This is a genomic window from Sphaerisporangium sp. NPDC049457 (assembly GCF_055586705.1).
This window is the reverse complement of sequence record NZ_JBVJHR010000023.1, coordinates 101,952-126,125: the sequence shown is the minus strand read 5'-3', so window position 1 is coordinate 126,125 and position 24,174 is coordinate 101,952. Positions and strand designations below refer to the sequence as shown.

At 71.0% G+C, this 24,174-nt stretch carries 23 protein-coding genes; 11 read left to right on the top strand and 12 right to left on the bottom strand.

What is annotated here, in order from left to right; genetic code table 11:
- Nucleotides 1-16 precede the first annotated feature (16 nt).
- From ACZ6QO_RS31450 to ACZ6QO_RS31440, 3 genes are all read right to left on the bottom strand, one after another.
- Entirely contained in the window at nucleotides 17-316 is a 300-nt protein-coding gene (locus ACZ6QO_RS31450; RefSeq protein WP_465855981.1) for a CU044_2847 family protein, read from the bottom strand.
- A 183-nt stretch (nucleotides 317-499) separates the two neighbouring features.
- Nucleotides 500-949, bottom strand: coding sequence for a hypothetical protein (locus tag ACZ6QO_RS31445; RefSeq protein ID WP_465855979.1), 450 nt, complete (start codon nucleotides 947-949; stop codon nucleotides 500-502).
- A 186-nt stretch (nucleotides 950-1,135) separates the two neighbouring features.
- Nucleotides 1,136-2,680 (bottom strand): penicillin-binding transpeptidase domain-containing protein, encoded by a 1,545-nt coding sequence (locus ACZ6QO_RS31440; protein WP_465855977.1) that lies wholly within the window; start codon nucleotides 2,678-2,680, stop codon nucleotides 1,136-1,138.
- A gap of 100 nt (nucleotides 2,681-2,780) precedes the next feature.
- Between ACZ6QO_RS31440 and ACZ6QO_RS31435 the strand changes: the two genes are divergently transcribed.
- Complete coding sequence (locus ACZ6QO_RS31435) at nucleotides 2,781-3,722, top strand: LysR family transcriptional regulator (protein ID WP_465855975.1); 942 nt, start codon at nucleotides 2,781-2,783, stop codon at nucleotides 3,720-3,722.
- Nucleotides 3,719-4,597 carry a serine hydrolase gene (locus tag ACZ6QO_RS31430; RefSeq protein ID WP_465855973.1) on the top strand — a complete coding sequence of 293 codons (879 nt, stop codon included), beginning with the start codon at nucleotides 3,719-3,721 and terminating at the stop codon, nucleotides 4,595-4,597. The genes ACZ6QO_RS31435 and ACZ6QO_RS31430 overlap by 4 nt, the downstream gene beginning before the upstream one ends.
- Before the next feature lie 97 nt (nucleotides 4,598-4,694).
- Here the strand turns inward: ACZ6QO_RS31430 and glpK are convergent, their stop codons facing one another.
- Together glpK and ACZ6QO_RS31420 are read right to left on the bottom strand one after the other, a co-directional pair.
- Nucleotides 4,695-6,212 carry a glycerol kinase GlpK gene (glpK, locus tag ACZ6QO_RS31425; RefSeq protein WP_465855971.1) on the bottom strand — a complete coding sequence of 506 codons (1,518 nt, stop codon included), beginning with the start codon at nucleotides 6,210-6,212 and terminating at the stop codon, nucleotides 4,695-4,697.
- 105 nt (nucleotides 6,213-6,317) lie between these two features.
- Entirely contained in the window at nucleotides 6,318-7,181 is an 864-nt protein-coding gene (locus tag ACZ6QO_RS31420) for an MIP/aquaporin family protein (protein ID WP_465855969.1), read from the bottom strand.
- 393 nt (nucleotides 7,182-7,574) lie between these two features.
- Between ACZ6QO_RS31420 and ACZ6QO_RS31415 the strand changes: the two genes are divergently transcribed.
- From ACZ6QO_RS31415 to ACZ6QO_RS31395, 5 genes are all read left to right on the top strand, one after another.
- Nucleotides 7,575-8,870, top strand: a complete 1,296-nt coding sequence (locus ACZ6QO_RS31415) for a sensor histidine kinase (protein WP_465855968.1) — start codon at nucleotides 7,575-7,577, stop codon at nucleotides 8,868-8,870.
- The gene (locus tag ACZ6QO_RS31410; protein ID WP_465855967.1) at nucleotides 8,867-9,538 is read left to right on the top strand and encodes a response regulator transcription factor; all 672 of its coding nucleotides are present in this window, start codon (nucleotides 8,867-8,869) and stop codon (nucleotides 9,536-9,538) included. The genes ACZ6QO_RS31415 and ACZ6QO_RS31410 overlap by 4 nt, the downstream gene beginning before the upstream one ends.
- A 140-nt stretch (nucleotides 9,539-9,678) precedes the next feature.
- A complete protein-coding gene (locus ACZ6QO_RS31405; RefSeq protein WP_465855966.1) occupies nucleotides 9,679-12,969 on the top strand; it encodes an efflux RND transporter permease subunit in 3,291 nt (1,096 codons plus the stop codon).
- Between the two features lie 245 nt (nucleotides 12,970-13,214).
- A complete protein-coding gene (locus ACZ6QO_RS31400) occupies nucleotides 13,215-13,958 on the top strand; it encodes a sugar phosphate isomerase/epimerase family protein (RefSeq protein ID WP_465855965.1) in 744 nt (247 codons plus the stop codon).
- Nucleotides 13,955-15,058, top strand: coding sequence for a Gfo/Idh/MocA family protein (locus ACZ6QO_RS31395; protein WP_465855964.1), 1,104 nt, complete (start codon nucleotides 13,955-13,957; stop codon nucleotides 15,056-15,058). The genes ACZ6QO_RS31400 and ACZ6QO_RS31395 overlap by 4 nt, the downstream gene beginning before the upstream one ends.
- Before the next feature lie 23 nt (nucleotides 15,059-15,081).
- Here ACZ6QO_RS31395 and ACZ6QO_RS31390 read toward each other — a convergent pair whose 3' ends face one another.
- Together ACZ6QO_RS31390 and ACZ6QO_RS31385 are read right to left on the bottom strand one after the other, a co-directional pair.
- Nucleotides 15,082-15,525, bottom strand: a complete 444-nt coding sequence (locus ACZ6QO_RS31390; RefSeq protein ID WP_465855963.1) for a CBS domain-containing protein — start codon at nucleotides 15,523-15,525, stop codon at nucleotides 15,082-15,084.
- Nucleotides 15,526-15,555: 30 nt separating this feature from the next.
- Entirely contained in the window at nucleotides 15,556-16,839 is a 1,284-nt protein-coding gene (locus ACZ6QO_RS31385) for an ArsB/NhaD family transporter (RefSeq protein ID WP_465855962.1), read from the bottom strand.
- A 323-nt stretch (nucleotides 16,840-17,162) separates the two neighbouring features.
- On the opposite strand from ACZ6QO_RS31385, the gene ACZ6QO_RS31380 reads away from it, so the two are divergent.
- The gene (locus ACZ6QO_RS31380) at nucleotides 17,163-17,318 is read left to right on the top strand and encodes a hypothetical protein (protein ID WP_465855961.1); all 156 of its coding nucleotides are present in this window, start codon (nucleotides 17,163-17,165) and stop codon (nucleotides 17,316-17,318) included.
- Here the strand turns inward: ACZ6QO_RS31380 and ACZ6QO_RS31375 are convergent.
- The gene (locus ACZ6QO_RS31375) at nucleotides 17,311-17,940 is read right to left on the bottom strand and encodes a TetR/AcrR family transcriptional regulator (RefSeq protein WP_465855960.1); all 630 of its coding nucleotides are present in this window, start codon (nucleotides 17,938-17,940) and stop codon (nucleotides 17,311-17,313) included. The genes ACZ6QO_RS31380 and ACZ6QO_RS31375 overlap by 8 nt on opposite strands.
- Nucleotides 17,941-18,003: 63 nt before the next feature.
- Here ACZ6QO_RS31375 and ACZ6QO_RS31370 point away from each other — a divergent pair, with 63 nt between their 5' ends.
- Both ACZ6QO_RS31370 and ACZ6QO_RS31365 read left to right on the top strand, forming a co-directional pair.
- Entirely contained in the window at nucleotides 18,004-19,536 is a 1,533-nt protein-coding gene (locus ACZ6QO_RS31370; protein WP_465855959.1) for an FAD-dependent monooxygenase, read from the top strand.
- Nucleotides 19,537-19,591: 55 nt separating this feature from the next.
- A complete protein-coding gene (locus ACZ6QO_RS31365) occupies nucleotides 19,592-19,855 on the top strand; it encodes a hypothetical protein (protein ID WP_465855957.1) in 264 nt (87 codons plus the stop codon).
- Nucleotides 19,856-19,938: 83 nt separating this feature from the next.
- Here the strand turns inward: ACZ6QO_RS31365 and ACZ6QO_RS31360 are convergent, their stop codons facing one another.
- Both ACZ6QO_RS31360 and ACZ6QO_RS31355 read right to left on the bottom strand, forming a co-directional pair.
- Nucleotides 19,939-20,139, bottom strand: coding sequence for a DUF397 domain-containing protein (locus tag ACZ6QO_RS31360; protein ID WP_465855955.1), 201 nt, complete (start codon nucleotides 20,137-20,139; stop codon nucleotides 19,939-19,941).
- The gene (locus tag ACZ6QO_RS31355; protein WP_465856033.1) at nucleotides 20,132-20,893 is read right to left on the bottom strand and encodes a helix-turn-helix domain-containing protein; all 762 of its coding nucleotides are present in this window, start codon (nucleotides 20,891-20,893) and stop codon (nucleotides 20,132-20,134) included. Before ACZ6QO_RS31355 ends, ACZ6QO_RS31360 begins: the two co-directional genes overlap by 8 nt.
- Before the next feature lie 232 nt (nucleotides 20,894-21,125).
- On the opposite strand from ACZ6QO_RS31355, the gene ACZ6QO_RS31350 reads away from it, so the two are divergent.
- The gene (locus ACZ6QO_RS31350; RefSeq protein WP_465855953.1) at nucleotides 21,126-21,659 is read left to right on the top strand and encodes an ATP-binding protein; all 534 of its coding nucleotides are present in this window, start codon (nucleotides 21,126-21,128) and stop codon (nucleotides 21,657-21,659) included.
- Nucleotides 21,660-22,393: 734 nt separating this feature from the next.
- Here the strand turns inward: ACZ6QO_RS31350 and ACZ6QO_RS31345 are convergent.
- Entirely contained in the window at nucleotides 22,394-22,729 is a 336-nt protein-coding gene (locus tag ACZ6QO_RS31345; RefSeq protein WP_465855952.1) for a cupin domain-containing protein, read from the bottom strand.
- A gap of 194 nt (nucleotides 22,730-22,923) precedes the next feature.
- Nucleotides 22,924-24,150, bottom strand: coding sequence for an ABC transporter permease (locus tag ACZ6QO_RS31340; protein ID WP_465855950.1), 1,227 nt, complete (start codon nucleotides 24,148-24,150; stop codon nucleotides 22,924-22,926).
- Nucleotides 24,151-24,174 lie beyond the last annotated feature (24 nt).

Here is a 24,174-nt window from a genome sequence, read left to right as displayed (position 1 = left end):
AGGCGGCACCGCACGCTCAGCTCTCGCTCTTCCACGTGAGTGTCACCTTGAGGGACGCCTCACCACCGCCTTCGACGATCAGCCCTGTGAGCTTTCCTGACTTGGCGGTCAGGTTCAGCCCGAACTCGACGGACGCCTCGCTCGGCTGGACCTTCTCCCACGCGGCACAGAGGTGCTCGGCAACGGCCTGGACGGTCTCACGCACTCCGTCGAAGGAGAAGGCGTCGTCCAGTCCGACGGTGCGGACGCCCGTCGAGTCGGCCACGTGGACGAAGAACTCCGCATCTCCAGAACGCACCAGGACCGACTCGGCCACAGCCCTTCCCCTCCTTGTCCGACCCCGGCACCCTATCGGTCACATCCTGCACCCCTGAGGCGCTTCCGCGGAATGCGTCCGGCTGGTCGTGTGCGGCTCTCTACACCACTAGTTCAGTGCGTCGCTCCGGAGCGGGGTGGTCTCGATTCGAGCGATAAGCGATTGCGGGCTCCGGCTTGGAGGTCAGTCGGTTCGCTGGCAGATCGTGACGGGGAGGCGGGGGGACCAGGTCTTGGTGACCTCGTCGTAGCCGCGGGCGTACCCGTTCGTTCCCGGGGCGCAGGGGGCGGCGATCGTCGTTTCCACGTAGACGGCGCCGCCGGGGGTGATGGGGTGCGTGACCGCGGTCTGCCACCTGGAGAACGCCACTCGGCCGGTGGTGAACTTGACGACCACGTAGACGCGGCCTCCGACGGTGAAGTTGCCGCCGGCGATCTTGAGGTGGCCGTTGAAGGTGTAGTTGAACAGGAAGGGCCTGGCCTGCCGGAGAGTGTGGGCGCTGGAGGAGGCCGCGCCGGCCGACGTCGTGTCGGTGACGCTCGCGTTCGCAGCGGTGCCGAGGGCGGGGACGCCGAGGGCGACGATGCCGGCGACGGCGGTGGCGCCGAGCAGGGCACGAATGGTGCTGTTCATCGGGATCTCCTCCGAGACGGTGTGAGCCATGCGCTCCGGGACGCTACGTCGGTGGGCTTGCTCCACCATTGACGGGCATGCCGCCTGCAGCCCGCTGTCAGCGGCCTGACTTTCGCTTGCATCACTCCGGCCCCTGGAACGGGACCGCCTAAGAGGCCGACGGGGCCGGTCCCCCGGGTGGGGTGGTCAGGTGGTGGCGAGGGTGGACAGGAAGCGGGAGGCGACGGGGGCCGCGACCTGCGCGCCGGTGCCGCCGCCTTCGACGATGACCGCGAACGCCAGGTCGCCCCGGTAGCCGATGAACCACGAGTGGGTCGGCGGCATGCGGCCCGACCCGTATTCGGCCGTGCCGGTCTTGCCGGCCGTGCCGCCGGGGAACGCGATGCCCTTCGCGGTGCCCTCGCTCACCACCGCCGGCATGAGGTCGCGCAGGGCGTCCACCACGGCGCGCTCCACCCTGCGCGGCGCCGACCCGCCCGCCGGCACCAGTGACGGCGGCACCAGCCGGGGCTGGCGCCAGGTGCCGTCGGCGATGGCGGCGGCCACGGCCGCCATGTTCAGCGGGCTCGCCAGGACGCGCCCCTGGCCGATCGCCGCCGAGGCGAGGTCGGTGTCGTCGCGGGGCTCGGGGAAGTCCGCCCGCACCGCGGGGACGCCGGGCGTGATCGGCGCGCCGAACCCGAAGCCGCGCGCCACCTGGGCGAGCCGGGCGCCGCCGAGCCGGTCCACGGCCAGGCTGCCGAAGGTCGTGTTGCACGAGTGCGCGAAGGCGTCCTCCAGCGACAGCCGCCCGAAGTCGTGGAACTCGGCGTTGTGGAAGGCGAACCCTCCGATGGTCCGCTCGGGCGGGCACTCGACGGTGTCGCCGGGGGTCATGCCGCCGGCGATGAGCGCCGAGGCGGTCACCACCTTGAACGTCGACCCGGGAGGGTAGGCGCCGAGCAGCGCGCGGTTGAAGCCTCCCGGCCGGTTGACCGCGGCCAGCACCTCACCCGTCGAGGGGCGCAGCGCGACCAGGGAGGCCGGCTTGGCCACCCCTTCGAGCGCCGCCGCGCCCGCTCGGTGGACCCGCAGGTCGATGGTGGTGCGCAGCGGCGTGCCCGCGACGGCCTTGCCGCTCGCCACGGTCTTGAGCGCGCGTCCGCCCTTGACGATCTCCACGCGGGCCGACGGCCTGCCGCTCAGCCGCGCGCCGTACTGGGACTTGAGCCCGTCGACGATCTGCAGCACGGAGCCCGGTGCCGTGGGTGTGTCGATGCGCGTGCCGTCGGCGGCGAGGATCGGGGCGGTCTCGGCCGGCACCTGTGTGATCTTGAAGCGCGCGCCGGCCGTCAGGTCGCCGTGGACGGACGAGGGCGAGAAGGACACCTTCCAGGCGCGGTCGCGCTCGACCAGCCGTAGGCGGCCGGTGTAGCCGAAGTCGACGGGGCCGCGCAGGTCGGCGCGGAAGTCCACCGTCGTCGCCGCTTCGCCCTCCTTGACGGTCCCCGGCGTGAACCGCGCGGAGGTCAGGCGCAGGTCGTCGTGGAAGCGCCGGTACCACCCCTCGAAGTCGGCCGGCGGGGCCGCCACCAGGGCGCGCATCGCGGCGTAGTCGTTCTTCGACCAGGCGGCCAGATAGCGCGCGGCGGTCTCCTCGGCCGAGCCTTCGGTGCGCAGCGCCCACACCACGCCGCCCGCCGCGACCAGCGGCACCAGCGTCAGAGCGGTCACCAACGTCAGTCGTCTCATCGTTCCCCTTCGACTTAGAGGAGGACAGCAGACGTCTGAGCGTTATGTCCAATATTGATATCACTACCTATTGATATGAATCACGATATAGTCGCTGATAATGGACCTGGTACGGCACCTGCGCTACTTCACCGTGGTCGCCGAGGAACTCCACTTCGGCAACGCGGCGGCGCGGCTCGGCATGGCCCAGCCACCCCTGAGCCAGCGCATCAAGCGCTTGGAGGACGAACTGGGCGTGCGCCTGTTCGACCGCTCCAGCCGCAGTGTGCGGCTGACCGAAGCCGGGCGACTGCTGCTCGCCCACGCCCACGACATCGTCGAACGGGTGGACGCGATTCCCGCCCTGCTCGCCCGCCCGGCGGGCGGCGGCGCGACCCTGCGCATCGGCGTCCCTCCCGACCTGGGCGGATCCGCGATCGCGGCCCTGCTCGCCGGGTACCGGGAAGCCCATCCCGAGGTACGGCTCGCGCTGACCGAGATGGGCACGGCCGACCAGGTGGGCGCGCTGGCGGACGGCGCGCTGGACGGCAGCGTGATCCGCCATCCGGTGAGCGCGCCCGGACTGCGCTTCGGGCCCGTGCTCGTCCAGCGTCCGGGCGTGCTCCTCCCCGAGGACGACCCGCTGGCGGCGTTCTCGTCCGTGCACCTGGCCGACCTGGCGACGCGCCACCTGGTGCTGTTCCCCCGCGAGAGCGAGCCGGGGCTGCACGAGGAGACGCTGGCCGAGTGCCGCCGCCACGGGTTCGTCCCGGCCGAGGTGCACCTCGGCCGGCATCCGCAGTTCACCCTGGGCCTGGTCATGTCCGGGACGGCCGTGGCCTTCGGTCCCCGCACCGAGCAGCGGGGCGTCGCCTGGCGGCCCCTGCTGGGAGATCCGCTGGCCTGGCGGGTGTCGGTGGCCTGGCAGCGCCCGTCCGAGGCGATGGAGGAGTTCGGCGCGGTGGCCCTGCGCGTCCTGCGGGACAATGCCGGGATGGTCCACGAGGGAGCCGCGCCGGCCCGCGCGGTCAGGCCGCGCCCGGCGTCCGGCCTGCTCGCATGAGCCCGCGCGACCCGGCCCGGCCCCCTGACCTTGAGGCGATCTTCCGTGCCGCCGCGGTCACCGGCAGCCTGCACGCGACCGACCTGGACACCGGGGCGCGGGTCGGCGCCGGCGACGACGACCCTGTGGTGCTCGCGTCGGTGTTCAAGCTCCCCCTGCTCGTCGAGTTCTACCGGCAGGCCGAGGCGGGCCTGCTCGACCCGGCCCGGCCGTGCCGGCTGGAGCCCGGCGACCGGACGGCGGGCGGCACGGGGCTGGCCGCCATGCTGGACGACGCCACCCTCTCGCTGCGCGACCTGGCGTACCTGATGATCGCGGTGAGCGACAACGCCGCCGCCGACGTCGTGGCCCGGCACGTCGGGCTGGATGCGGTGAACGCCATGCTGGGCCGGTTCGGGCTCCCGGGCACCTTCATCGAGCACGACTGCCGCGGGATGCTCGCCGCCCTGGAGGCCGACGCCGGGCGACTGGACGGACCGCTGCACCCTCGCGACGTGGCGCGCCTGCGGGTGCTCGACCCCGCGCACACCAACCGCAGCACGCCCCGGGAGATGACCCGGCTGCTCGGCATGGTCTGGCGGGACGAGGCCGCCGGCCCCGAGGCCTGCGCCGAGATCCGCCGCCTGCTCGGCCTGCAGGTGTGGCCGCACCGCCTGGCGTCCGGGTTCCCCTATGACGACGTGGTGGTGAGCGGGAAGACCGGGTCGCTGCCGACCCTGCGCAACGAGGTCGGCGTCGTGGAGTACCCCGACGGCGGCCGCTACGCGGTCGCGGTGTTCACCCGCTCGATCGGCACGGCCCAGCACCAGCCCAGAGCCGACGCCGCCATAGGCGCCGCCGCCCGCGCCGCCATCGACCACCTCCGCTCCCTCTGACCCCGTCTCGGCGCAGGCATGGCGGTACGACCCGATTCGGCCGGTCGCGGGGTGTGCCTTCCGGCGGGTCGATCGGACCCGCCGGAAGGCGGGGGCCTCAGTCGACGTCGACCCAGTTCAGGGTGCGTTCGACGGCCTTCTTCCAGCCGGCGTAGCCCTTTTCGCGCTGGTCGTCGGACCAGGCGGGGTGCCAGCGCCTGTCCTCGTTCCAGTTCTGCTTGAGTTCCTCGGTGGAGTTCCAGAAGCCGAGGGCGAGGCCGGCGGCGTAGGCGGCGCCGAGGGCCGTGGTCTCGGCGACGACCGGCTTGGACACCGGGACGCCGAGGATGTCGGCCTGGATCTGCATGCACAGCTCGTTCGCCGTCACGCCGCCGTCGACGCGCAGCACGTCCAGGCGGACGCCCGAGTCGTTCTCCATCGCCTCGACGACGTCGCGGCTCTGGTAGCAGATCGCCTCCAGGGTGGCCCGGGCGATGTGGGCGTTGGTGTTGTACCTGGACAGGCCGACGATGGCGCCGCGCGCGTCGGAGCGCCAGTACGGGGCGAACAGGCCGGAGAACGCGGGCACGAAGTACACGCCCCCGTTGTCGTCGACCTGCCGGGCGAGCTGCTCGCTCTGCGCGGCGCCGGAGATGATGCCGAGCTGGTCGCGGAGCCACTGGACGGCCGACCCGGTCACGGCGATCGAGCCCTCCAGCGCGTACACGGGCTTCTCCCGGCCGAACTGGTAGCAGACGGTCGTCAGCAGCCCGTGCCGCGAGCGCACGAGCTCGTTGCCGGTGTTGAGCAGCAGGAAGTTGCCGGTGCCGTAGGTGTTCTTGGCCTCGCCGACGCCGAAGCACACCTGGCCCACGGTGGCCGCCTGCTGGTCGCCGAGGTCGCCGGACAGCGGGACCTCGCCTCGCAGCGGGCCGGTGGCGCGGGTGACGCCGTACAGCTCGGGGTTGGAGGACGGGCGGATCTCCGGCAGCATCGCCCGGGGGATGCCGAAGAACGACAGCAGCTCGTCGTCCCAGTCGAGGGTCTCCAGGTTCATGAGCATGGTGCGGCTGGCGTTGGTCGGGTCGGTGACGTGGACGCCGCCGTCGGGGCCGCCGGTGAGGTTCCACAGCAGCCAGGTGTCGGTGTTGCCGAAGACGGCCTCGCCCGCCTCGGCCGCCGCGCGCACGCCGTCGACCTTCTCGAGGATCCACTGGATCTTGCCGCCGGAGAAGTAGGTCGCCGGCGGCAGGCCGGCCTTGCGGCGGATGACCTCGCCCTTGCCCTCGCGTTCCAGGGCGCTCGCGATGCGGTCGGTGCGGGTGTCCTGCCAGACGATGGCGTTGTAGTAGGGCCGGCCGGTCCTGCGGTTCCAGACGACGGCCGTCTCGCGCTGGTTGGTGACGCCGAGCGCCACCAGGTCGGCCGCCGAGAGGTTCGCCTTGCCGAGCGCCGTCTCGACGACCGCGCGGGTGCGCTCCCAGATCTCCACGGGGTTGTGCTCGACCCACCCCGCCTGCGGGAGGATCTGCTCGTGTTCCAGCTGGTGGCGGGCGATCTCGTTGCCGCCGTGATCGAAGATCATGAAGCGGGTGCTCGTCGTGCCCTGGTCGATCGCGCCGACGAAGTCAGCCATGGATTGTCGTCTCCTTCACTGGCCCCGCCGGTCGCCCGGTGCGGCCTTCGCCCTGCACACCTTCCACGCCGTTCACGGCGTCATCCCGTATCCCGTCCACGCCGTTCACGGCGTCACACCGTCGTGCCGCTCGCGACCGAGGGCGCCTTCCGACGCTTCCCCCTCGGTGGGCACGGTACCCGGCTCGGGCTCGCCCTCGGCGGGCAGGAACCGCGCGATCATCGCCTGGTACAGCCCGGCGCCGAGCACTCCGCCGATGACCGGGGCCACGATGGGCACCCAGAAGTAGAGATTCCCGTACTGATCACGCCAGGCGGACTCGTACCCGGTCAGGAACGAGGCGAGGCGCGGCCCGAAGTCGCGGGCCGGGTTGATCGCGTAGCCGGCGTTGGTGCCCCACGCCATGCCGATCGCCACCACGATGAGGCCGATCACGAACGGGGCGAGGTTGGCCGCCGGCGCGCTGTTGGCCAGGTCGGTGACCGCGAGGACCAGGAACAGCAGGATGGCCGTGCCGATCACCTGGTCGCGGAAGGCGCCCCACTCGGTCACCGGCAGCGTGCCGTTGCCGGGCAGCGTGGAGAACACTCCCTGGGTCTTGATCGTGAGGCCGGGGTCGGCCTTGGTGAGCACTTCGGTGTAGTTCCACCGGACCAGGAGCGCGGCCACGAACGCGCCGGCGGTCTGGGCGAGCGAGTACGGCAGCACCTTGCGCCACTCGAAGCCCTTGAACGCCGCGAGGGCGATGGTGACGGCCGGGTTGAGGTGGGCGCCGCTGATGCGGCCCGCGGTGTAGACGGCCAGGGTGACGCCGAGGCCCCACGCCCAGGCGATGCTGTCGTGGTCTCCGATGCCGCCCGCGACGACCTGCGCCACGACGGCCGTTCCCATCAGGATCAGAATCAGAGTGCCCGCGAATTCCGCGGCCAGCTCGCCGAACAGGCTGGGGGGTCGCTTCGGTCCGGCCATGTCGTCTCCTCACGTGTCGCCGTACGACTCGCCGTTCTCGCTGGATCGCCGCGGAGGCGATGACGGGCCGCACCGTCGGCCAACGGGAGGCGCCTGACCACCTGCCCGTACTGTTTGACCTGCGGCAACACTGCACCCAAGGAGGAGAAAGCCACGTCCACGAACGGGTCAAGAAATTTTTTCGCGCAGTTCGCAGGTCCCTGGATTCGTCCGCCGCCGTCCCGGTCTCCGCACCGATCACGTTCTCCGATTATGAAGTCCTGACGAATGATTTCCACCCTGAGGCAGTGGTGGGGTAAAAAACCTTCGCGGCCGGCGTACCGCGATCGCCGTAGCGCAGAACGGTCCTCGCGGACGAGGAGGACGCGCCGCGGCGGCCATAACGTAGGGGACGTGAGTCGCGTGACCCGGCTGCGCGAGGCCGTCTCCTCCCATCCTTACCTGGTGGACACCTTCATCGCGTGCCTGACGTTCGCGGGGAGCGTCCTCGGGCCGCCGACCGGACACCGGCCCCGCATCGGCCTCCCCCCGATCCCCCCGCCCACCCCGGTCCCGGTGGCGCTCATCGGGGTGATGTGCCTGGTGCTGGTGTTCCGCCGCGCCTCGCCACGCCTGGTCGCCGCGGTGGCCGTGGCCGGCTCGATGGCGCAGCTCATCATCGGTGGCGCCCGCGGCCCGGTCGACCTGGTCGCCGCCGTGGCGCTGGTCACCCTCGCCGTCCACACCCCGCGCCGCGCGTCCTGGACGTTCGGGGTGATCGCCGCCCTGATCCTGGGCGCCACCCGCATCGCCCTGTCCGGCGACTCGTGGTTCACGCCGCAGGTGGCCGGGCAGATCGCGTGGATCGTCATGGCCATCGCCGTCGGCGAGGCCGTGCGGAGCCGCCGCGCGTACATCGCCGCCGTGGAGGAACGCGCCCGCCGCGCCGAGCAGACCCGTGAGGAGGAGGCCGAGCGGCGCGTCATGGAGGAGCGGCTGCGCATCGCCCGCGAGCTGCACGACGTGCTCGCCCACCACATCGCGATCATCAACGTGCAGGCGCAGGTCGCCTCGCACGTCATGGACGCCCAGCCGCGGCAGGCGCGCGAGGCGCTCGGCCACATCCGCCAGGCCGGCAGGGAGGCCCTGGACGAGCTGCGCACCACGGTGGGCCTGCTGCGCCGGCCGGGCAGCGCCGAGGAACTGCCCACGGAACCGGCTCCCGGCCTCGACCGCCTGCCGCAGCTGATCACCTCGTTCACGGCCGCGGGCCTGGACGTGGAGTGCCGCCTGGAAGGCACTCCCCGCCCGCTGCCCTCTCCGGTGGAGCTGACCGCGTTCCGCGTCGTCCAGGAGGCGCTGACGAACGTCAGCAAGCACGCGGGGCCCGCCACCACCCGGGTGCGCGTCGCCTACGGGCAGCGGGACCTGACGGTCGAGGTCGTCGACGACGGCCGGGGCTGCGCCACGCCCTCGGACGCCTTCTCGGGGGTCTCGTCCGGTCTCTCGTCCGGTCTCTCCTCCGGGGGCTCGTCCGGGGGCTCCTCCGCCGGAGACGGCGGCCCGCGTCCGGCCGGCGCCGGGCACGGGCTGGTGGGCATGCGCGAGCGCGCCCTGTCGGTGGGCGGGACGTTCAGCGTCGGCCCCTCCCCCGGCCGCGGGTTCCGCGTCCACGCCGTCCTGCCGGCGCCGGAGGTGAGCGCCGTATGAGCGTCCGCGTCGTGCTCGCCGACGATCAGGCCCTGGTTCGGGCGGGCTTTCGCGTCCTGGTCGACTCCGCGCCCGACCTGGAGGTGGTCGGGGAGGCCGACACCGGCCACGAGGCCGTGCGCCTCGCCCGGGCCACCAGGGCCGACGTGGTGCTGATGGACATCCGGATGCCCGAGATGGACGGCCTGGCCGCCACCCAGGCGATCACCTCCGACGCCGACCTCGCGGGGGTGCGGGTGCTGGTGCTGACCACCTTCGAGATCGACGAGTACGTCTTCGCCGCGCTGCGCGCGGGGGCCAGCGGGTTCCTCGGCAAGAGCGTCGAGGCCGACGAGCTGCAGGACGCCATCCGCGTCGTGGCGCGCGGGGACGCCCTGCTGTCCCCCGGCGCGACCAAGGGGCTCATCGCCCGCTTCCTGTCGGCGCCGGGAGCCCGGCCGGACCACACCCCCGAGCACCTGGCCGTGCTCACCGACCGCGAACGCGAGGTGATGACGCTGGTCGCCGGCGGCCTGACCAACGACGAGATCGCCGACCGCCTCGGCATCAGCCGGATGACCGCCAAGACGCACGCCAACCGGGCGATGCTCAAGCTGGGGGCGCACGACCGCGCCCAGCTCGTCGTGATCGCGTACGAGACCGGCCTGGTGCATCCCCGCGCGCGGTAGCCGTCCGGGCCGCCTACGGCGTTCGCGGTAGGACAAGACCCTCCCAGCGGCGGACTCCCCCCGCCTTGGCGGCGATGAGCCTTGAAGTACGGCCGGGAGACCGGCCTGCGCCCCCACCGAATCCGACAAGAGATGGACCGATGTCGTTACTCGCCAGACTGAGCCTCGCCAACCGCGGCCTGGTCGCCCTCATCACGATCGTGGTGGCCGCCTTCGGCGTGTACACCATCCCGGCGCTGAAGCAGCAGCTGCTGCCGTCGCTCTCGTTCCCCACCGTGTCGATCATCGCCGCGTACCCCGGCGCGGCGCCGCAGATCGTCGAGGACGGCGTCACCCGCCCGCTTGAGGACGCCGTGCGCGGGCTGTCCGGCGTGACGGGCGTGAACTCGACCTCCCGCGAGTCCAGCGCGAACGTCCAGGTGATGTTCGACTACGGGACCGACATCGACGCCGCCCAGAACCGCATCCAACAGGCCATCGGCCGCGTCTCCGCCCAGTTGCCCGACAAGGTCGACCCGCAGGTCGTCACGGGCAGCACCGACGACCTGCCGGTCATCCAGCTCGCCGCGACCTCCGCGGGCGACCAGCGGCGGCTGGCCGACCGGCTGTCGGCCGACGTCGTCCCGGCGCTCAGCGGCGTCGAAGGGGTGCGCGACGTGACGGTCTCCGGCACCCGCGACGAAGTGATCACCATCGAGCCCGACGAGGACGAGCTGGCCGAGCACGGGCTGACCGCCTCGGCGATCGCCACGGCCGTCCAGTCGGCCGGCACCCCGGTGCCCGCGGGCACGCTGACCCGTTCGGAGAAGTCCCTCAGCGTCCAGGTGGGCACCAAGCTCGGCTCGGTGCGGGACATCAAGGACCTCTACCTCACCCCGCCGGCCACCGCCCAAGGCCAGGGCCAGGGGCAGGCGTCCGGGCAGGGCCGGCAGCGGCCGGCGGGCCAGGGTCAACCCGGAGCGGCGGGCGCCACGGGGACGGCCGGATCCGCCGGCGCGACCGGCGCCCGTTCTCCCCAGGCCCAGGCGCCTGCCAGGCCCAAGCCCGTCCGGCTCGGCGACGTGGCCACCGTCAAGCTCGGGGTGGCCGACTCCACCACGCTGACCCGCACCAACGGCAGGCCCAGCCTCGGCATCGCGGTCACCATGAAGCCCGGCGGCAACGCGGTGTCGATCTCGCACGACGTCCGCGCGAAGCTGCCCGCCCTGGAGACCGCCCTCGGCGACGACGCGCGCTTCACCGTGATCTTCGATCAGGCGCCGTCGGTGGAGCAGGCGATCGAGAGCCTCACCACCGAGGGACTGCTCGGCCTGGCCATGGCCGTACTGGTGATCCTGGTGTTCCTGTTCTCGCTGCGGTCCACGATCGTGACGGCGGTGTCCATCCCGCTGTCGGTGCTGATCGCGCTGATCGCCCTGTGGATCCAGGACTACTCGCTGAACATGCTGACCCTCGGCGCGCTCACCATCGCGATCGGCCGGGTGGTGGACGACTCCATCGTGGTCCTGGAGAACATCAAACGACACCTGTCGTACGGCGAGGGCAAACGCCAGGCCGTCGGGAACGGCGTGCGCGAGGTGGCCGGCGCGGTCACCGCCTCCACGCTGACGACCGTCGCGGTGTTCCTGCCCATCGCCTTCGTCGGCGGCCTGGTGGGCGAGCTGTTCAGCCCGTTCGCGATCACCGTGACGGTGGCGCTGCTCGCCTCGCTGCTGGTGGCGCTCACCGTCGTCCCCGTGCTGGCCTACTGGTTCATGAAGGCGCCCAAGGACGGGGACGTCGAGGCGATCCGGCGGGCGGCGGACGAGAAGGAGCGCCGCGGCCTGCTCCAGCGGGCCTACGTCCCGGTGATCCGCTTCGCCACCCGGCACCGGATCACCACGCTGGCCGTCGCCCTGGTCATCTTCGTCGGGACCCTCGGCCTGGTGCCGATGATCCGCACCAGCTTCATCGAGGACTCCGGCCAGAACACCATCAGCATCCGGCAGACCTTCCCGGTGAGCACCTCGCTCGCGGCGGCCGACGCCATGGCCAAGAAGGTCGAGCAGGTCGTCGCCGCGACCAGCGACGTGCAGTCCTACCAGGTCACCGTGGGCGGCGGCGGTGGCATCGGGTTCGGCGGGCGCGGCCGCGGCGGCGGCACCTCACGCGCCAGTCACTCCCTGACGCTGCGCGAGGGCGCCGACGCGGGCGCGGTCGAGCGCCTGCTGACCGACCGGCTCGCCGCCACGCGGGGCATCGGCGAGGTGAGCGTCGGCCAGGCCGGCGGCTTCGGCGGCAACTCGCTGCAGGTGGTCGTGCGGGCGGCCGAGCTCGACACGCTGCGCTCCGCGGCGCGGACCGTCCAGCAGGCCATGGCCGGGGTGCCGGACGTCGCCGAGGTGACCAGCAGCGTGGCCGACACCGCGCCGCGCATCGACGTCACGGTCGACCGCAGGAAGGCCGCGGAGAAGGGACTCAGCGAGATCGCCATCGGGCAGACGGTGGCGCAGGCGTTCAAGGGCGCCACCGTCACCCAGATCGCCCTGGACGGCACCACGGCCGACGTCGTGCTCCGGCCCGGACCCGCACCCGCGTCGCAGACCGACCTGCGCGACCTGAAGCTCGCCGGCAAGGTCACCCTCGGGGACGTCGCGACGGTCAAGCAGGTCAACGGGCCGGTCGAGGTCACCCGCATCGACGGCGACCGCAGCGCCACGGTGTCCGGCAAGGCCACCGGCACCGACCTCGGCGCCACCAGCGCCGAGCTGAGGAAGCGGCTGGACGGCGTGAGCCTCCCGGCGGGCGCCTCCTGGGAGATCGGCGGCGTCAGCGCCGACCAGGCGGAGGCGTTCGGCAACCTCGGGCTGGCGCTGGTGGCCGCCATCGCGCTGGTGTTCTTCGTCATGGTGGCGACGTTCCGCAGCCTGGTGCAGCCGCTGCTGCTGCTGGTCTCGATCCCGTTCGCGTCCACCGGCGCCATCGGCCTGCTGCTGGTGACCGACACCTCGCTCGGCCTGGCCGCGATGATCGGCATGCTGATGCTCATCGGCATCGTGGTCACCAACGCCATCGTCCTGATGGACCTGGTCAACCAGTACCGCGAACAGGGCATGCCGTTGCACGAGGCGGTCGTCGAGGGCGGCCGGCGGCGGCTGCGGCCCATCCTGATGACGGCGCTGGCCACGATCTTCGCGCTGCTGCCCATGGCGCTCGGCATCACCGCAGGGGGCGGGTTCATCTCCCGGCCGCTGGCCATCGTGGTGATCGGCGGCCTGATCAGCTCGACGCTGCTCACGCTGGTCCTGGTGCCGACGCTGTACACGATGGCCGAGAACCGCAAGGAGAAGGCACGCGCGCGGCGGGAGCGCCGCCGAGGCGGCAGGCCCCTGCCGCCGCCGCTTGAGGAGGCTCCCGGCGAGCCCGCCGTGAGCGCCTCGGGCACCGTCTGACGAATCCGGCGCCTCGGAACACCATCTGAGGGATCTGGGGCCTCGGGCACCGTCTGCCGGGTATGGGATCTCGGGCCGGCGAGCGCCGGTCGTCCTCGTGACGACCGGCGCTTTCCCGGTTCAGGGCTAAAACTAACCATTGTCATTTGAAAACCGGCGTTTTAGCTTCTTTACGTACCAATCACCCGCCTGTACGGGGTGCCGATGCGAGCACCCCGCCCCCTGGACCAGGAGGTTCCCTCCCGATGGTGAAGCCGCTGGGCGTGCAGCTTTACACCGTTCGTGACCAGATGAAGGTCGATCGTGACGAGGTGTTACGGCGGATAGCGGACATCGGGTACGGCGCCGTCGAGGCCTACGATCCCACCGACGATCCCAAGGGCTTCCGCGCCACGGCCGACGACCTCGGGCTGACCGTGCCGGCCACGCACGCCTACGCCCTGCTCTCGCAGGAGCCGGACGCCGTCCTGGAGGCCGTCGCCACGATCGGCGCGGACCTGGTCATCATCCCCGGCGGCATCCCGGAGGAGTCCTTCACCACCCGCGATGGCATCGTCCGCGCCGCCGACCTGCTCAACGGCCTGGCCGAGCACGCCGACCGCCACGGCATGCGGCTCGGCTACCACAACCACTGGTGGGAGATCGAGCCGAAGATCGACGGCGTCCACGCCCTCGAGGTGCTCGCCGAGATGCTCGCCCCCCGCGTCTTCCTGGAGATCGACACCTACTGGGCGGCCGTCGGCGGCGCCGACGTTCCCGCGCTGCTCGGACGGCTCGGCGACCGCGTCCTGGCCCTGCACGTCAAGGACGGGCCGGGCGTCAAGAACCGCCCGCACACCGCCGTCGGCAAGGGCGTGATGCCGGTGCCCGGCTTCCTCGCCGCCGCCCCCGGCCCTCTGCGCATCGTCGAGCTGGACAACTGCGACACCGACATCTACGAGGCCCTGGCCGAGAGCCACGCCTACCTCACCCAGTTGGAGGGCGCGTGACCGGCGGCCCCGTCGGCGTCGCCCTCGTTGGCGCCGGCGCCATCAGCGACGCCTACCTGCGCAACCTCACCACCTTCCCCGACGTGCGGGTGCTCGGCGTCGCCGACCTCGACGTCGCGCGGGCGCGGGAGAAGGCGAGCGCGTACGACGTGCCGGTGTCCGGCGACGTGGACACCGTCCTCGCCGTCCCCGAGGTCGAGATCGTCGTCAACCTCACCATCCCCGCCGCGCACGCCGCCGTCGCCACCGCCGCCCTGCGCGCGGGCAAGCACGTGTACGGGGAGAAGCCGCTGACCCTGGCCCCCGAGGAAGGCGAGAAACTCCTGGCCGAGGCGGCCGAGCGGGGGCTGCGCATCGGCAATGCGCCCGACACCTTCCTCGGCGCGGGTTTGCAGTCGGCCCAGCGGGCGCTGGCGTCCGGGCTGATCGGCGCGCCGGTCGCCGCGAACGCCGTCATGCAGAATCCCGGCCCGGAGTCCTGGCACCCCAATCCCGAGTTCCTGTTCCAGCGCGGGGCCGGCCCGCTGTTCGACATCGGGCCGTACTACCTCACGGCGTTGGTCGCGATGCTCGGACCGGTGGCCAAGGTCGCGGCCACCGCGCGCCAGGCCCGGCCGTACCGGGTGATCGGCTCGGGCCCGAAGGGCGGCACGCGGTTCGCCGTGGAGGTGCCCACGCACGTCATGGCGCTGCTCGACTTCGCCGGCGGGGCCAGCGCGTCCACGACGTTCAGCTTCGACTCTCCTGCGCACGTGACGATGATCGAGATCATCGGCACCGAGGGCAGCCTGGCCCTGCCCGACCCCAACACCTTCGGCGGGCCGCTGAAGGTGCGGGCCGCGGGCGACGACGACTGGCGCGAACTTCCGGTCGAGGGCACCACGGTCGGCCGCGGCCTGGGCGTGCTGGACATGGCGCGGGCGCTGCGCGGCGACCAGCCGCACCGCGCCTCCGGGACGCTCGCCCTGCACGTGCTGGAGGCGATGGCCGCCATCGCCGGCTCGGCCGAGCTCGGCGAGTTCCGGCATCTGTCGACGACCGTCCGCGAGCCTGAACCGCTGCCCGCCACCTGGAGCCCGGAGGAGGCCACCCTGTCCTGAGCCGCCGGACACCGCCCGCCGGCTCAGACGTCCAGCGCGCGGGCGAGCAGCGCCTGGAGGGTGATCGCGCCCGTCAACCGGCCGCCGTCCACCACGGCGACCAGCGGGCTGCGGGTGCGGGCCATCAGGGCGGCCACCTCCAGCACCGTGGCGTCCGGGTCGGTGATCGGCAGCTCACGCGGCTGATCGGGCAGGCACTCGCCCACCGTACGGCCGCCGAGCGCACGGACGAACAGGTCGGCCTGGCTCTCGTCGATGACGCGGGCCAGCGCCGGGTCGTCCTGGCAGTATCGCGGCACGGCCAGCCTGAGCACCTGCGTGCCGGGCAGCACGAACAGCGGGTCACTGTCGTGGTTCACCACGATCAGGCCGGGCAGGTCGTGCTCGGCCAGCAGGCGGGCCGCCTCCACCGCCGGGGTGTCCGCCGTGACCGTGGGAAAGCCGGACACGAGATCGCGCGCGTGCACCGGAGACCTCCTTCGCCTTTGCGTGTGAGCCTAACCGGTGAGATAGCGCAGCCACAGGTACGGAGCCGCCAGCCCCACCGTCACCACGGTGACGACCAGCCCGTACTTGGTGAACTCCCAGAAGCTGATGCGGACGCCGTTGCGGGCCGCGATGCCGAGCACGACGACGTTCGCCGAGGCGCCCACCGCGGTCGCGTTGCCGCCGAGGTCGGCGCCCAGGGCCAGCGCCCACCACAGCACGTCGCCGGACGGTCCGCTCGCGTGCACCAGGTCGGCGACGATCGGGCTCATGGTGGCCACGTAGGGGATGTTGTCCACGATCGCCGACAGCACGGCCGACCCGCCGAGCAGCCCCATCGTCGCGGGCAGGAGGTTGCCCTCGGTGGCCGAGGCCGCCGCCTGCGAGATCTGCCCGATGACGCCGGTCTCCACCAGGGCGCCCACCATGACGAACAGGCCCATGAAGAACACCAGCGTGGCCCACTCGACCTCGCGGATCGACTCCTCCACCGTGACCCTGGTCGCGGCGACGAGCAGACCGGCGCCCAGCAGGGCGACGACCGCGGGCTCGTAGTGCAGCACGGGATGCAGGACGAACGCGGCGATCACCACGGCGAGCACCGCGAGGCTCTGTACGAGGAGACGGCGGTCCTGGATCGCCTCGCGCTCGTTGAGCTTCATGATCTGCGCCGCCCGCTCGGCGTCGTACACGAACGCGGACCGGAACAGCCACCGGCACATGCCGATGAACACGACCAGCAGCACGACGACTAACGGCGCAAGATGCACCAGGAAGTCGTTGAACGTGAACCCGGCCCGGCTGGCGATGATGATGTTCGGCGGGTCGCCGACCAGGGTGGCGGTACCGCCGATGTTGGACGCCATGACCTCGGCGATCAGGTACGGCGCCACCGGCAACGACAGCCGGTCGCAGACCAGGAAGGTGACCGGCGCGATCAGCAGCACCGTGGTGACGTTGTCCAGCAGCGCCGACGCCACGGCGGTGATCACCACCAGCATGACCATCAGCCGGAACGGCCGGCCCCGGGCGCGTTTGGCCGCCCAGATCGCGACGTACTCGAACACGCCCGTCTGTTTCAGCACGCCGACGATGACCATCATGCCGAGCAGCAGGAAGATGACGTTCCAGTCGATGCCGGAGTGCTCGGAGAAGAACGCAGAACGGCCGTCCACCGCGTGGATCAGCAGCATCAGCGCGGCACCGCCGAGCGCGGCGGCGGTCCGATGGACGCGCTCGGTCGCGATCAGGACATAAGCGGCCACGAACACCACGACGGCCGCGATCGCGATCACAGGCGAACCCTCCAGAAAGCCGGTCTGGACAATGCCAACAACACCGCCGACCAGACTTCCCGGCACACCTCACAACTCCCCAAGCACCCTACCAACCCCCACCCCACCCAACACGACCCCTCCTGCGGGCCCCGCCCAGCCCAGCCCAGCGTCACACCTCAACGGCAACGACATCCACCAGAAGCACGCCGACCCCAGGCAAGCCGACAGCTTGCGAGACTTATGGGCTTGACGTTACGTGACGCCATGATGACCATGTGTTGAAGAATCTTCGCAACAAAGCACTCACTGACTGCTCGGGGACGCCTGTCCATGCTGGAGGCATGAGCGACGAGGAGCCGATCGACTACGAAGCCGTCCGGCGACGCTTTCCCTGGGTGGGTCTCGGAGAAAGCGGCGAGTACGACCTCTCCACCCGCTACCGCGAGATCTCCCGCATCATGCCGTTGGCCTGGCCGTTCCAGGAGAACGTTACTTAAGCTCCTCGACGGCGTCGCCGGTCCCGTTCTGGAGGAGCGCGAAAGCCCGGTCGGCGTCCGCGACCGCTTCGGGATGCACCTCGTCGGCGGTCCGTCCGGCCACGAGCTTCTGCCAGGTGGCCTGGGCGAGCACCCGTTGGACCGCGATCACTTGCGCCGCCTGGAGTCGTGCCGTTATGTCGCCGCCGAGGGCGGCGGCCAGCGCCTCCTCGTTGCCGAGCGCGTACTGGGCGACGCGTCCGGCGAGGCTCGGCGTGCTGAAGACCAGGCGGTGGAACGTCAGAACCTCGGGATGGTCGTTGAGGCCCGTGACAGGGTCGCGGCGGTCGAGGCCGGCCCGGAAGTGCCGGTGCAACGCGGTCAGCGGCGAGGTCCCGGCCGGACGGTCGCGCACCACCCGTGCGGCCTCGCCGTGGTGATCGGCGATCCGGTGCAGGACCAGATCCTCTTTCGCGGCGAAGTATCTGAAGAGGGTCGGCTTGGACACCTCGGCGGCCGCGGCGATGTCGGCGACGGACACGCGGTCGAAGCCGTGGGCGAGGAACAGCGAGATCGCCGCGTCGGCGATGGCGTCGCGGGTCCGGGCCTTCTTGCGGGCCCGCAGCCCGACCGGCTCAACCATGCGTCCAGCGTAACGTATGTAACCCGGTTGCTTTTTTAACCGAGTAACGATTCAATGCGCGGTGTGACAGAGACCGATGTTCTTGTGGTGGGTGCCGGGCCGACCGGCCTCACGCTCGCGTGCGACCTGGCCCGGCGTGGCGTCACGGTCCGCATCGTCGATCGGGTTCTCGAGTTCCCGCGTGGCTCGCGCGGCAAGGGGTTGAGTCCGCGCAGCCTTGAGGTGTTCGACGACCTCGGCGTGGTCGACCGGCTGCTGGAGTCCGGGATCACGCACCTGCCGCATCGCAAGTACCGAGGCGCGGAGGTCGTCGCCGAGATCGACCCGGAGGCCGATCGGGTGGCGACGCCGGACATCCCCTACCCGACCGGCCTGATGATCCCCCAGTGGCGGGTGGAGCGAACGCTGCGCGAGCGGCTCGCCGATTCCGGCGTCACCGTAGAACTCGGCGCCGAGCTGCGGGATCTCCGCCAGGACGCCGACGGCGTGACCGCGACCGTGGGAGGGACGCGGATCCGAGCGCGGTACCTGGTCGGCTGCGACGGTGGCCGCAGCACCGTCCGCAAGTCGCTCGGCCTGCGTCTGCATGGTGAGACGCCGGATGTCCAGCTCATGGCGGTCGGCGATGTCGAGGTCGACGGACTCGGCCGCGACGCCTGGCACCAATGGTTCGCGGGCGACGGCGCGATCATGCTCTGCCCGCTACCCGGCACGACGGCCTTCCAGGTCCAGGCATCGCACGAGCTCGCCCCGGACGGAACACCGCTGGAGCCGACGCTGGCGACGTTCCAGCGGACATTCGACCGCGTCGCCGGAATCCCGGGCGTGCGACTGCACGACCTGACCTGGCGGTCGAGCTACCGGGTCAACGTCCGGATGGTCGACCGGCTCCGTGTGGGCCGGGTGTTCCTCGCCGGAGACGCCGCGCACGTGCATCCGATCGCCGGCGGCCTCGGCATGAACACCGGCGTCCAGGACGCCTACAACCTCGGCTGGAAACTCGGCCTCGTGCTGACCGGCCGAGCCACGCCGGGCCTGCTCGACACCTATGACGAGGAACGGCTGCCGATCGCGAGCCGACTGCTCGACATCACCTCGGAACGGCTCGACGCCGTCCTCACCGCGATCAAGCAATCGGGCGGCGGCGTGGACGCCGTGGCCTCGCCCGAACTCACCCAGCTCCAGCTCGGATACCGGTGGAGCCGGTTGTCCCAGCATGCCGCCGGCCGGCGGAGCGACCTGCCGCACGACGCCGCGAGTGGACCCGGCGGACTTCGCCCGGGCGACCGGGCACCGGACGCTCCCTGCCTCGACCCGTCCACCGGCGCGCGGAGACGCCTGTTCGACCTCTTCCGCGGCCCCCATTTCACCCTGCTCGGCCTCGGCGAACGCCGTCGCCCCGCACTGGACGGCCGCACGGCCGACATCGTCAAGCCCTACGCGATCGGGCCGGGCGGCCTCGTCGACCACACCGGACACGTGGCCCACGCGTACGGCCGAGACGCCCAGATCCTCGTACGCCCGGACGGATACATCGGCCTGATCGCCAACGCGGACGACCCATCAGCGGCCACCGACTACCTACGCTCCCTGTGACCCTTCGCCTCCAGCCCGAACGCGGAGCGACTCAGTGCCCATCGGAGCGGATGCCATGCTCAAACAGCCGGAGGAAGGGCCACCCACTTTGGTGCACCACTTCCTCTATGAGTCGGAGCGACTGTTCGGACCGTTCGCTCTGCCCTGCACCCTTGGCGAAGACCATCAGCGTCTGCCGCAGTACGCGTTCGTGCCCGCCGACGACCGTGCCGGCCGCGTGCCCGCCGCTCGACTCGGAGGTACTTGGCGTGCACTGACCGTGCGCGAGAACAACGAGCAGGACTGCGGACCGGGACCCGGTTGGCTGCGGGACCAGTGAAGGGGTGTGGGAGTGCGCTGGAACGCGAAAGGAGCCCTGCCGGGTGAGCCAGGGCTCCTTCGTCTCGTGCGCGGTCGCGGGTGTCAGGCGATCATTTTTCCGTTCTTGAGCGCGCCCAGGAACGTGGACCACTCGGCCGGTGGTAGGACGAGGGCTCCGGACGCCGCGCTCTTGTTGTCCCGCACCCCGATGATCCCCGGCACGTTCAACGCGACCTCGACACAGTTACCGTTGTCTGTGCTGTAGGTGCTCTTGCGCCATTGCGCGCCCCAAAGGTCACCCACTTTGGTTCACCACTTCCTGTATGAGGCGGAGTGACTGTTTAAACGGTAGAGCCTCAGCGCGCACCGCGTCATATCTGGCTGTCAGCTCCACGATGACCTGCCGGTCCTCTATTGTTCGCCCGTTCGGCTGCGCGTCCGTATAGGCCGCATAGGCGGATCCGTTCCGCTCGGCGATGATGAACCCACCAGCCAGCCCACAATGCTCTCCCGGGTCGTAGGGCACGATCTGTATGGTGACCTTGGGCTGATGCGCGACCTCCAGCAGGAACCGTAGCTGTTTCCGTAGAACTTCCGCGCTGCCTACGCGACGTCGAATCACGCCCTCATCCATGACGAAGCTGGTCGCCGGAGGCTTGTCTCTCTGCAGGATCGACTGTCGCTGCATCCGGCTGGCAAGCCGTTCCCCCACCTCCTGAGAAGTAAGACCAGGAGCCGTCGAGAACATCGCATATGCGTATGCCTCGGTCTGCAGGAGGCCGGGGATGAGGACGGGCTCCCAACTGCGAAGCACTTCGGCCTCTTCCTCTTGTTCGAGCCAAGGCCTGAGGTGCCCGGGCGCACGGTTCCACGTCGTGGCGATGTAGAGCCCGAACATGATGCCGTCCAGGCCGAGGGCCCGGTCGCATGCGCGGGCGAAGTCGTCGGTCGGCGGGCGTCTGAGAGTTTCGACCATGGCGACCAGCGAGTCAGAGAAGCCCATGCGAGACGCCAGCGCTCGTTGAGAAAGCCTGGCCGCCTGACGATACCGTCGCAGTTCGCAGGCGAAGACGGCGCGTGGGGACTCACCCGGATCTACGTTATTCGTGGGGACAACTCACTCCTTTCCATGCAAATTTCCGACATATTGCTGCGCTCACCGGAATGCTCACGGAAGATGTGAAGCCATGTAAGCGTCATTCGCTCCCGATCGTAGCTTTCTGCCGCCACTCTGATAGGGCGAAGCCTCCAAGACGCGCAGTCCTGGATCGGACGAAAAGGCGAGCGTGATGCGGACAGGAAGACTATTAGGCGTCATCGAACTGGCCGGCGACCCCAAGTCGGCCAGGATGGCTCGTAACTTCGTACAGGCGACATTAGGCGAAGGCCACACGGCGCTGGACACCTTGACGCTACTGGTTTCCGAAGTCGTCACCAACTCAGTGGTCCATTCGGATTATCGGCACGGCGGCAGAGTCACTCTGGCGCTCGCCGACTGCTACGACTTCATTCATGTCGACGTGGTGGACGCGGGCGGCGCATGGGTTCCGCACGCGCACGACGACGAATCCGGTGAAGGAGGACGGGGTCTTCAGATCGTGCAGATCCTCGCCGCTCGCTGGGGCGTACGCCAGGACGCGACCAACCGGACCGTGTGGTTCCAAGTGGAGTACGAGCGCGACAGGGTCGACTCTGCGGTCCTCCCCTGGGGGCTGGCACCTCCGGACGGCGGCGAGACCGCCTTACGCCGAACCGCCAGGTACGCGACTCGGGCGATCGGCGGAAGCCTCACCGAAAAAGGGTGCGTACCGGGCGATTTATAGAACACCGGGTTTGGCGGGAAGACCTGGAGAAAGAAGCCTGGCCCACTGGCGTCGCTCTTTTCCTTCATGACGCCGCTCACCTCTCAAGACCGGCGCAGCCGAGAGGCGAAAGCCCCTGAGCCGAATCACAAGCATGCCTGACTCATCGCCGCCCCACTCCAATTCCACAGCGCGGATGACCGGCACATGAGCTGAGCGATCACGCCGTTGGTGACGTAGGTGAGCAAGGAAATAGCACCGCGTATAAAGGCCGCCATACCGGCTCACCTGATATCCGGATCGGCCACACCGCCGGCCGGCCATGAACCGGTGCGGCGACGAATTCCACCCCTTCGCCGTCGCACCTCGGCGGCGGCACGAAGTGGCGCTACCCCCGGGCGTCATCGAGCCGCCGCCGCAAGTCGTCCGGCGACCGTCGCCGGGCACCACCAGAAAGGGGAAGCAGATGCACGACCTGTACGGTGCTGCTCCCCGAACCGGCACGCCGCCCATCCCTGCCCAGCCCGCAGGTGACAATGGGCCTAGAGGCGACCTTCACCGCGAGCACAAGGCTCCTCCAGGCCTTGCCATCAAGGGCTGACACAACATGCGCCGCGCGACGGCGAGAGCGACGGCAGACGAGAACCGCCCAAAAAAGCGTGCCGAAGGCACCGTTTTGGGTGGCAACGCTCATCGCCGGCCGAGCCCGCCGGCCGGCGCCACGATGTGGCCGGCGGGGTTCGGTGGCCGTGGAGTCAGCGGGGCAGGGCGACGGTGAGGAGGATGGCGGAGTCCTCCAGGGCTTCCAGGCGGTGGCGGGCTTCGGGGATGACGAGCAGGTCGCCGGTCATGATCTCCCAGGAGTCCTCGCCGGCGATGATGCGCACCCGGCCGGACAGCACGTAGACGGTGGCCTCGCCGTTGGCCTGGTGCTCGCTCTGCCCCGCACCCTTGGCGAAGGCCATCAGCGTCTGCCGCAGTACGCGTTCGTGCCCGCCGACGACCGTGCCGGCCGCGTGCCCGCCGCTCGACTCGACCGCCTTGTCCAGTTGCTCGCGGGCCATGGCTACCAGAGAGAACTTCTGCGTCACGATGCTTCCCCTCGTGTTCGGCACGGCCGATCCGGCGCGCGCGTCCCCGTCGCGGGTCGCCGCGTCCTGACCGGAGTGGTCACGCGGGACGACGGAGGCCCACCCCCGCGTACGGGGGCTCACCCCAATGCGTACCCGGTCCAGGTCTACCCCTGACAGCGGTTTGACACCTTCCGGCGGCCAGGGCAGGAGCGTCAGGTGGTGGCCAGCGCCACGGTGGGAGGGAGGCGGGCGGCGCGCATCGCCGGATAGATGCCGGCGAGGGTGCCGATGAGCAGCGTCGCCAGCAGGGCCCCGCCCACCGCCCAGGGGGGCACCACCGCGGGCCATCCCTTGGCCAGGGCGTACGCCGCCGTGGCGGCCGCGCCGAGGGCCGTGCCGACCACCCCGCCGAGTACGGACAGCAGCAGGCTCTCGGTGAGGAACTGCAGCCGCACCTGACCGCGCGTCGCCCCGAGCGACCGGCGCAGGCCGATCTCCCTGCGGCGTTCGAGAACCGAGATGACCATGGTGTTGGCCACGCCGACCCCGCCCACCAGCAACGCCACGGCGCCGAGGCCGAGCAGCAGGTTGGTGAAGGCCCCCGATGCCGCCGCCTTGGCCGCCAGGGCGTCCGACGGTCTGCTGACCTGCACCTCGTCGGGGTTCTCCGGGTTCACCGTGCGCGCCAGCACGCCGGCGACCGCCTCCACGGCCTCGTCCGGCGAGCGTTCGTAGATCGTGGTCGGGTGCCCGTCGAAGCCCAGATAACGCTCGGCCGCGGGCCAGCCGACCAGGGCCGAGCGCTCGATCTCCGGTGCCAGCGGCATCGCGTCGAGGATGCCGATCACCTTGAACCAGCGGCCGCCGATCCAGACCTGCGGGCCCGCGCGGTCGATGCCCAGCCGCCGCGCGGCGACCGCGCCGAGCACCACGGCGGGCCGGCGCGCGGTGGCCGCGTTGAGCCAGGCGCCCCGCCGGACCGTGCCCTCCAGCGCCGCGGCCAGTCCCTCGTCCGCCGCCTGAACGGCGATGCCTCCGGTGACCTCCTTGGGGATGCGGTCGGTCCTGCGGACGCTGGCGTCCAGCCGTCCCGTCGCGCCGGCCTTGGTGACGGGGGCGATGCGGCGCACCATGTCCAGCGCCCCCTTCGGCAGCTTGGCGTCGTGCCCGAAGAGGGTCTGGCCGGGGGCGACGGTGAGCAGGTTGGTGCCCAGGCGGTCCAGCTCGCGCAGCAGTTGTTCCCTGGACGAGGCGGAGATGCCGATGACCGCGACCATGGTGGCGATGCCGATCGCGATGCCGAGCGCCGACAGCACCACCCGTGCCGGCCGGGTGCGCAGCCCCGCCGCGCCCACCCGCAGCACGTCGCGGAGCGTGAGCCGGGCCGGGGCCAGCCGGTCGGTGCGGGCGCCGCTCCTCATGGCGGTCATGCCGCTCATCGGGCTCTCCCCTCGATCTCCCAC